At 40.7% G+C, this 9004-nt stretch carries 8 protein-coding genes; all 8 read right to left on the bottom strand.

Features of this window, described 5'->3' with window-relative positions; all coding sequences use genetic code 11:
- Positions 1 to 1852: DUF6531 domain-containing protein (locus KSO91_RS14580; protein WP_238743766.1), on the bottom strand; the 1852-nt coding region annotated here is incomplete at its 3' end.
- Between the two features lie 6 nt (positions 1853 to 1858).
- Complete coding sequence (locus tag KSO91_RS14575) at positions 1859 to 2842, bottom strand: hypothetical protein (protein WP_238743765.1); 984 nt, start codon at positions 2840 to 2842, stop codon at positions 1859 to 1861.
- On the bottom strand, positions 2839 to 3909 hold the full coding sequence (locus KSO91_RS14570; protein ID WP_238743764.1) for a hypothetical protein: 1071 nt from the start codon (positions 3907 to 3909) through the stop codon (positions 2839 to 2841). The genes KSO91_RS14575 and KSO91_RS14570 overlap by 4 nt, the downstream gene beginning before the upstream one ends.
- A 34-nt stretch (positions 3910 to 3943) precedes the next feature.
- Positions 3944 to 4234 carry a PAAR domain-containing protein gene (locus tag KSO91_RS14565; RefSeq protein ID WP_238743763.1) on the bottom strand — a complete coding sequence of 97 codons (291 nt, stop codon included), beginning with the start codon at positions 4232 to 4234 and terminating at the stop codon, positions 3944 to 3946.
- Between the two features lie 268 nt (positions 4235 to 4502).
- Positions 4503 to 5018 (bottom strand): hypothetical protein, encoded by a 516-nt coding sequence (locus tag KSO91_RS14560; protein WP_238743762.1) that lies wholly within the window; start codon positions 5016 to 5018, stop codon positions 4503 to 4505.
- Positions 5019 to 6323: a hypothetical protein gene (locus tag KSO91_RS14555; RefSeq protein WP_238743761.1), complete on the bottom strand. Its 1305-nt coding sequence runs from the start codon at positions 6321 to 6323 to the stop codon at positions 5019 to 5021.
- Positions 6323 to 8107, bottom strand: a complete 1785-nt coding sequence (tssI, locus tag KSO91_RS14550) for a type VI secretion system tip protein TssI/VgrG (protein WP_238743760.1) — start codon at positions 8105 to 8107, stop codon at positions 6323 to 6325. The genes KSO91_RS14555 and tssI overlap by 1 nt, the downstream gene beginning before the upstream one ends.
- Before the next feature lie 71 nt (positions 8108 to 8178).
- Positions 8179 to 8658, bottom strand: a complete 480-nt coding sequence (locus KSO91_RS14545; RefSeq protein WP_238743759.1) for an Hcp family type VI secretion system effector — start codon at positions 8656 to 8658, stop codon at positions 8179 to 8181.
- Between the last annotated feature and the right edge of the window lie 346 nt (positions 8659 to 9004).

Here is a 9004-nt window from a genome sequence, read left to right as displayed (position 1 = left end):
AGACTTGTCCGCGAGTATTACGTTGATATTCGGTCACTAAGCCCTGTGCGTCACAGACTGCATTTAATCGCCCTAATCCGTCGTAACTGTAACGGGTTAATGCCTCGCCTACTTTTTCAGCCAGCAGCTCACCATGGTCATTCCATTGATAAAACGTGCTAACACCGTCTGCCGATATTTTTTCACCAAGCAGGCCCGCTTCATTATATCTATAATTCGTTGCTCGCCCATCGGGTTGTATTTCAGATAACAATCGCCCCGATGCGTTAAACTGACGTTGAACTTGCCGGCCCAGTGAATCAACAGTCGCCACACGTTTACCAAAGCCGTTATAAAAATAGCTTGTCTCGCTGCCATCGGCTTCAATCTGTTTACTTAACTGCCCAGCCTGATTATAAGCATATTGCGTACTGTGTCCGTTGGCATCAAGGGTGCTGATTTTACGCCCTTGAGTATCATAGCTATGCTCGGTTTTATTGCCGTTCGCATCGATATAACAGGTCAGTAACTCTTGTTCATTATGAAAATAGTGCTCGGTATTGCCTAAGCTATCGGTGCTGGTGCTTTTATTGCCGTTATAGTCAAAATGATAATCGTACGCGCCGTCGTCGCCCCATTGGCGGCAACATTTCGCATTTTTATCTTCTCCAATCCAAGCAAAATAGTGGCTGAAACCCGACGCGCGACATCGTTGCTTTAACAATGATCCGGTTAAATATTTATATTGTTCGCTCGCACCTTGACTATCTATCGCGGCTATCAGTGACTGCTGGTCATTATACTGATAACTGGCGAGCAGTTGCGGTTGAATGTTTTTCTGTCCTTTGTTATCAACGATATATGCGGCAATACGTACAATGTTATTGTCACTATTGTAATTTATTGCAATACCGCGTCGAGCACTGCTCGCAATAGTGACAAGGCGTTGATGCCTATCATAGTTGAGTATCAGTTCATTACCGAGTTCATTACTAATATTTTCTAATAACCAGTCATCACCTAACTTATTAAACACCCATTGACTTTCATCTGCACGGATAAGTACTTGCCGCCCCTCTTTTTCATGTAAAAGCGCCAAGCCAGAGCTTGCCTGATAACTGATTTGTCCCGGTTTAACGACATTAAAGTGATGGCTATTACCCTCTTCATCAATTAATTCAAGCCAATATTTTCCGGGTTGCTTCGGCCCCACCTTAGGCGGCGCTTGATAACGCTCAATAAGCTGCAAACTAAAATTATGCCGCCAACCACACCCTAAGCCTGTATTCGTTTCGATTGTTGAAGAGCGGTATAAACGACGCCAAACCAGAGGGAATAATCCATTAAGTTCAAAATCTTGTAATGCTAATATTTCCTCTCCTGTGACCATGGAAACAGGGTCACCACAGGTTGCATGCGCTGTCGCAGGCTTTTTAGTAACATCATGGTTACTTGAACTGCCACTGCTGGTTGAATTTTTATCTGTTTTGCCTTTTGTAGAGGTTTTTACAGACGTGCTTTTATCGGATTTATTGCCAACTACTGGCGCATTAACTTCTGTAGAGGTTTGGGTTGCCGCTTTAGGGATATCTTTAAATGCACAAAGTTTTCCCGACGTTAATGCACTATCGAGTAGCGCACCAATCTGCTTCGGATTTACGCCTTGCTTCATATTTACTGCACCCAACAGGGCATTCGCAGCAAACGATGACACTGGCGTGCTTAATAAACCATGTGCAATATCCGCACGCAAGGCAGCTAATTGCTCACTATTTTTGATATTAACAGACGTAAAGCTAGCCGGTGTTTTTGTTCCGCTAAGCGCTATTAAATAGCGACTACTCCGCCCCTTAAATCGGTATTGTTGTTTCATTAAACGTTAATCCTTGCCTGTCCATGAATATAAATTAACCGCCTGATAGAGTCGCTCAGAAACGTCTAGTTGCAATGTAATACCCGTTAAGCTTTGATTTTGATATGCATGGTAAACATGTAAGAAATTAAATAACCCGGTCACACAACCCAACTCGCCGGTGAGCATCGCCATTTGCTTTAACTGCGTGTTTTTATCGATATGAGGGTGTAAATGCACATAGGCATTTAACCAAGGCGCGACGTTTTCGGTCTGCCCGTTTCCGGGCGCATAAAAGGTACTGATTGGCGCATGTAGTGTGTTGTTATTTAACGTGTTCGCTACTTGATAGAACAAACTGTCAATTGCGTGAGTGGATTGCTCTTGGGTTGCTCGTTCACTGGCATTAAATAAAACACGCATGCCTTCCTCACTTTCAGCGACCGCTGATATACAGGTCATAATAGCCCCCTCAGAAGGTATTAATCCGGCAGCACTTTTCGCGGTGATGCAGGCAGATGTAGCCACGAGATTTTCAAGTTCATGATATAAACTGTCCAGCGCGATGACGCAAACCTGCTTAGTCATTTGCTGCTCAAACAACACCGACATGGCACTCAGCGACATGGCAAAAGCACTGCGGCCAAAGGGGAAAAACTGACTTTTAGGGTGTGTGAAGAGTGATGGAAATCGTTTTTTTAGCGCAGCCCCCCACTCAAGAAGAGGCGTATTGTCTTGGATAGTCAACTCGGGCAGTAACCAAAAAACTGGCGTAGTAGCGAAATCAATTTTTTTTTCAGCAAGTTGCTGTTCAACAAGCGGCTCAAGCAGCGCCATCAGACGCTCAAGTTTAGTGTTACTTTTGATATCAGAAAATGCAGCTGGAATTTGCTCCCCCCCGTTAAGTGAAACTAACGGACAGTCAACAGGGATTAAATCGATAACCAGGGCGCTATCTATATCGGGCGTCATACCAAGCCACATATTGGTCGCGCTTAAATGCAACTTCATAATACAGCCTCAGGACAAGCATAATAAATAGCAGAATAATCCTGCGTAAATTGTGTTTGATGTACAGCAGCCATACGGCGATGTGCTTGGCTGCCATCCAGCCAAATTGTGGCGAGGTTTTCAGGCGTGATAGCTTGCCCCGATAAAATACGCGCTGCTACGGAGGGTAATAATGTGCTATCCCAATAATGAAGGATTTTAGCGCCGTAATAGGTGAAATCTTGAATTCGTTGCATTTTTTCTGCCGCAAATTGAATCGCATCAGGCATGAAGTTGTCCAGTGACTCGCCGAGTAAAATTCGCAATGCATGATGTGCGGCAAGGGTGTGTTCTTTACGTTGTAGGTAGCGCGCTAAAAAGGGGATAAATTTGCTGTAACCACTTAATGCCATGACGTTAATAATCAGGCCGGCATTGTCTTCATCACGCGACAAATAATTCACTATCGCAGTTACTTGGCGTTCATCCAAACGAACAATATACAATTCAAAGAGATGAGAATGCAGATAATCACAGTGGATAAAGTCTGTGATCAGTTCTTTACTTAATGACTTATTATCAACAAGTACCTTTAAATATAACTGTGTTAACGGCGTAGCCGTTGGAAAATAGAGCACAGAAAATTCAGATAACAGAGACCATTTATGACGGTAAAAGGCGCTAATTAAGTGGTTGTTTACGACCGTTTCTGGATGATTAACAAGCAAGAGATCATCATCAACATCCATTAATAAAGCAAGTAATGGCGCGCTGTTTTGTAACTCAACAGAGCTTGATTTATAAACGAGATCCACTATTTCTTGTGGATTTTGGTGGATAACCGCATAGAGCTGTAACATCAACAACTGCTGTGTTTTTGTCATCTGAGTATCGAGCAGTAACACATCCAAGGCTGCTTTGAATTCAGTGCAGAAAAAAAAGGGATGTTCTTTTTTAACAAGCAAACGCGCACAAGCAATTAAACGCCTACGACTCTCATCTGCATTCGCTTTTACCGCATAAAATGTATCGATAAATTGCGCGCGTTGCGCCAATAATTCATCCATATAATTTTGTCTTGCTAACATCAATTCACTCTTTAATAACAAACACGGGGGATGATTACCCACCAATTAAGACGGTGGGATTTCCGACCACAATCACGCCACCGTGATTAGTGCCATCCCCCAGTCTGGCGGCTGGTTTACCGTTAATTTTAACAGAGCCAGAGCCCGCTTTAATTGAATCAGGGGGGCCTATACAAACCAACATGTCGCCTTTACGAGCAGCGGGCATGCCGCCGATTAACACATTACCCGAGCCAGCCACAATCGGGCCTCCCACATGTGGGACTTTACTAGTGACTTTCGGGCAGACATGAAAGTGTGAAATTGTTGCTGCGGGTTTACCCATTTTTTACCTATCATCTTTTTAAATTTAAGTTGATTAATTGCTTTTTCTGCCAGTTAGTCAACCGCTACTACAAAATGCAACGGCTGAATGACGGCCTAGTTAACTACATAGACTGCTGCTTTAAACTATTAAATACTCAGATTTAGTACTGTTAAAATAAAGCGTTGTTCCTAATGGCATTGCTCGTTTTTATTGACAATCAAGATGAAATATCAGGCCCTGTTATTATTTTGGTGAATAAGTATTATCAGAATTTACCAAGCAATAACTAGATTTCGCCATTTTCTATTTGCTTTGCAATATCAGTGAACTGCTTAAACAAACCGTTATCAAATAGCATGACATCGGTGAATTCTGCTAGCTGAACATCACCTTCAGCAAAGCCATGCCCTTCCCTTGAAAAATTCATCAGGCCGTAACCAGGAACACCAAACTGTCTTTTTATCGCTAATTTTTCGCCCTTAATCTCTTCACTATAAGTAAATGCGCCTTTTTCTAATCCGCCCTGCGCCTCTGTTTTTAAAAATTTCTGTTCAATGCTTTTAATAAACCAGAGCAAACCTTCCTTAGGAAACTCAATATCAGTTCCTCCTGTCCATTTTGCAGGCTTGCCATTTATCGAAGGAAAATATCCTTTACTGGTCCATAACAGATGATTTTTATCCAATAACAAGTAATAATAATCCGTATTTGTTTTATCAAAACGGGGGTGTGAATAGCGCAAAATAATACGCTTATCATCATCAAGCAGGTTCGGATCGGTATCTATAAATTTTTTCACCATTTAGTCCAGTTTAATTCGTTTTATTGCGCCGATTTCAGCGCTCTCTAATTTACCTAATTGCTCTGGTTGCTTATCGTACGTGAATACTTCCACAGGCCCATAAGCGACTTTACCCGTCACATTGGTATCACGGGTCATACCATTACCAGTGAAAATTTCCCAGGCGCTGATATCTTTGGCTATCTGGTGCCGTTTACTTAGTAACTTAGCAGTTTCTTTATCGTGACCCATTTCGTGCGCAAAATCGATTCGATCTTGATTTTTATCCATATTGATGCCATTTGCCCAACCTTGCTTTGCAAACACTTCATATTTAGTCGCAAAATCTGCATTAAGCACTTGCCTGGCAATTTCAGGATCAATTCCCATCTCAGGATTATCAGCAATCATTTGTATCAGGTTTTCAAATGTAGGGACAATTGAAACGACATCACCAGCATTCGCCATTTTTTCTTGGTCTATCAGCAGCATCGTATAGGTTTTATCTGCATCGTAGCGTGTTCCGAAGGCATTAAGTAATAGCGCTACATCACTATCTGCATGTTCCACTTGACTCATGGGCGCGGTCCATGTTGTTGAACGACCATTTTTAACTTGCCCAATGGTGCCCGTATCGGTGGCATGATCTGTTTCTATAACTCGAACTAAGATGTTCTCTTGTAAACCATTTTTAACTATGGCTTGTTTATCTGCAAGCGTATAAGGTGTTTGAGGTAGTGGTTTACCTGCATTGCGCGCTTCTGCTATTTCCACTTTTGCTTTTTGTATTCTTATTTCAGCTTCATCTATCGATTGGGCAAGCTTCACTTTTTCTTTTTGAGGTACTTGCGCAACAACCGGCGCGGGTGCAAGTTTCGCGTTAACAACTTTACTCCCACTTGCCAACACCAGTGGTTTAGCTGATTTATCACTGCTAGCCGTCAGATGACGATTATTAAATAATGGCTTTTTATCATCAATCGGGAAGATCAGCAATTGCCGTTGCTCCAATTGCAATGCGATATAATCAACTATCTGTTGTTTGGTGTAATTCGCCAGTGAATGTTCATCATTTTTGAGGTAACTAAACAGTTGCGCAATAACGTTAAAATCATTTTTCCATTGATGGAGATTACTTAAAAACTGTTTAGCAAGCGTATTACACGTCCAAAACTCCATCAACGGTAGTGCTAACCATGGATCGTCTGGCTTATGTTGAGGTTTACAGGCAAGGTGATGATAACCAAAGTTACACACTAAAGAGATCCCTCTGCAATTACGTCCAAGACGATCAACACCTTGATATTTGATTGCATTCATCATCATTAATTCAACGTAATAATAGAAGCTTTTTGGGCGATTTTAGTACCGTTAATTGAGATACTGGTCCCTTTAATCTCAATCGAGCCACTACTTTTTAAGGTGATCGACGCCCCGCCCGTTTTAAATACAATTTCACTACCAGCGTCTACTTTTAAAGTTTTACCGACTTTGACGGTATCATTATTGCCTATATCAGTAAGACGATCATTGCCTATGGTGTCTTTTTGATCGTTTTTAACATTCAATTCATGATCTTTTTCCGCTTGGAAGAAAAGCAGTTCTTTGCCTTTCTCATCTTCAAAACGCATTTCATTAAAATTATTAGCACCACCTTTTTTAGTGCTGTGCGATTTAATACCGCTTTGGGTTTTCTTCGCCGGTAATGCATAAGGAGGCATTAAATCTGCATTGTAAACCGCACCACTGATGATAGGCTGATCTGGATCACCATTGATAAATTCAACCAGTACTTCTTGGCCGACTCGGGGGAAAAAGAACGCGCCCCATTTATTACCCGCCCAATTTTGCGCTACGCGGATCCAACACGAACTTTTCGAATCATTTTTACCTTCTCTGTCCCAATGAAACTGCACTTTAACGCGGCCAAAATTATCAACTAATATCTCATCACCGCTATCGCCAGTGACAATTGCCGTTTGCACGCCATTAACAAGTGGTTTGCTAATACTTAGTGATGGCCTATAGGGGGTTTTATCAGGGACACACTCAAAATCATTACGGAAAATATCGCCAGCTGATTGGTTGGCGCCAGACTGATTGGGTTGATTAGCAACTGTACGAATTGCTGTTATAGCAAACGTTTGCCCTGTATAACGCGAATCTTCGTGTTCTGTGAAAGTGAATAATTTACCCACTGCAAAACTGCGACAGTCTCCTTGTCCGCTTGATTTGTGCATATCTTTTTGTAGCGCTTCAAGGCGGATATCGGCGGCAGGTTTAGCACGTTTATTAAATTCAGACTCCCCCACATAATCATAAATTTCATATTTATCTTGTGAAGGTAGTGTAGCGACTTTATTTTCTCCACTGGGAAATTTTTTCGGCTGTTTAAAGTCATAACCTTTTTGTAAAAAGGCACCACTGACCATACTCAACCCACCTTGCCAACTAGCAACATGTGATTCAGATAATGAGCCTGAATAGCATTTAACACTGCCTTCTGCACATTTTTCATAAGCAACAGTGCTATCAGCGAGCACTAAAGTATGAGCGGATTTACTGTGTTCGAAAAAATAAAATATGCCTTCTTGCTGTAATAAGCGGGTGACAAAGTCGAGATCTGACTCTTGATATTGTACGCAATAATCATATTTTGCGTAACTTGCAGTGGTTTTGTCTTTTAATGCAACATCATGTTGTCCAAACAGATCGGTAACAATCTCAAGCACTGATTTGTTTTGATAAATGCGGCAATTTTTGCGTTTTTCCATAAACGCAGCACTTGGCTGAATAACCAAGTGATAATCAATATAGTCTTCTACTTCATCTGTCGCAGCCGTTCGCGAACCACTCGCTTCGATATGACTGACAATACCGTGAAAATAACGCACTGCACCACTACTTTGTGCATTTCGTAATGAGATACAAACAGGCTTACCAACCAGTCCATCCAAGGTTATTTTAGTACCGACGGTGTAAGTAGAAGCGGAAAATGAAAATATTTGAGAAATCGCTTCGTTTGCAGAAAAACTAGTCAAATAAAGGGTATCTTTACCAAGCGGTGTGGAGATACTAATTATATTATTTTTTTGTGTTGCCTTTTCCATTCATTGCCCCAACGTTCAAAACTAATATAAGCCTCTGAGAACATCTATTCTCAGAGGCTTTAATCAACAAATTACATTTGTTGACCTTTAACACCGCTATAACCATATACAAGAGGCGCTGTAATATTATTTTTATCATCAGTTGGTGTAACAGTCATCATCATTTCTGTGTAGCTGATAGTGATGTTTTCAACAGGACGATCGCCTTGAACAGAAACGCTGTAACTTGAAATCATTGCATCTGTAAGTTCAATTTTCATGATCTCTTCGATTTTATCACCTTGTTTTGTGATGTGGAAAATCGCTTTTTTGCCTTTACCGATTGTAGATTCTTTAAATAAATCTGGTGAAGCACTGTCTTGTAGCTTAGTGATATGAACATCACCAAGACGTGTTGCACTTGCTTCACGATCTTGTGCTGTACCAGTGAAAGAAGATAACTCACGGCTAACATTCCAATCTAATGAAAGTACAGTAATTTTATCTTTGTACTCTTCAGCAGTTGTTTCGCCTTTAATTCCTTCATAATCTAAATAAGTATTTGCTTGCATTTAAAATGCTCCTTTGTAAGATTTTTTAAGCTACTAATATAAATAACTTTAAATTGATTTAATTTACTGTATAAATTTATTTAACTTTTTATCAAAGCCAGTTTGAGCACAGCCAACCCAAAACCCTAAGGCGATGAATAGTATACAAATATTAAAAGTAATAACAACAAAAACATCAACTATTTTTATATTTAAATCACAAACCACTGAAGTTACTTGTGTTTTATTTTTTGTTTTATTTGATGTTTGTTCATTGTTGAATAATAGGAAAAATAAAGGTCTAGTTGAGTGAGTACAAACAGACCTTTAATAAGCTTCGTAAAGCGACTTGACATTGATCGAGTAC

The sequence above is a fragment of the Psychromonas antarctica genome, assembly GCF_022267535.1.
Taxonomy (GTDB): Bacteria; Pseudomonadota; Gammaproteobacteria; order Enterobacterales; family Psychromonadaceae; genus Psychromonas; species Psychromonas antarctica.
The sequence above is the reverse complement of the archived record's forward strand: the minus strand, read 5'-3'. Positions and strand labels throughout refer to the sequence as shown.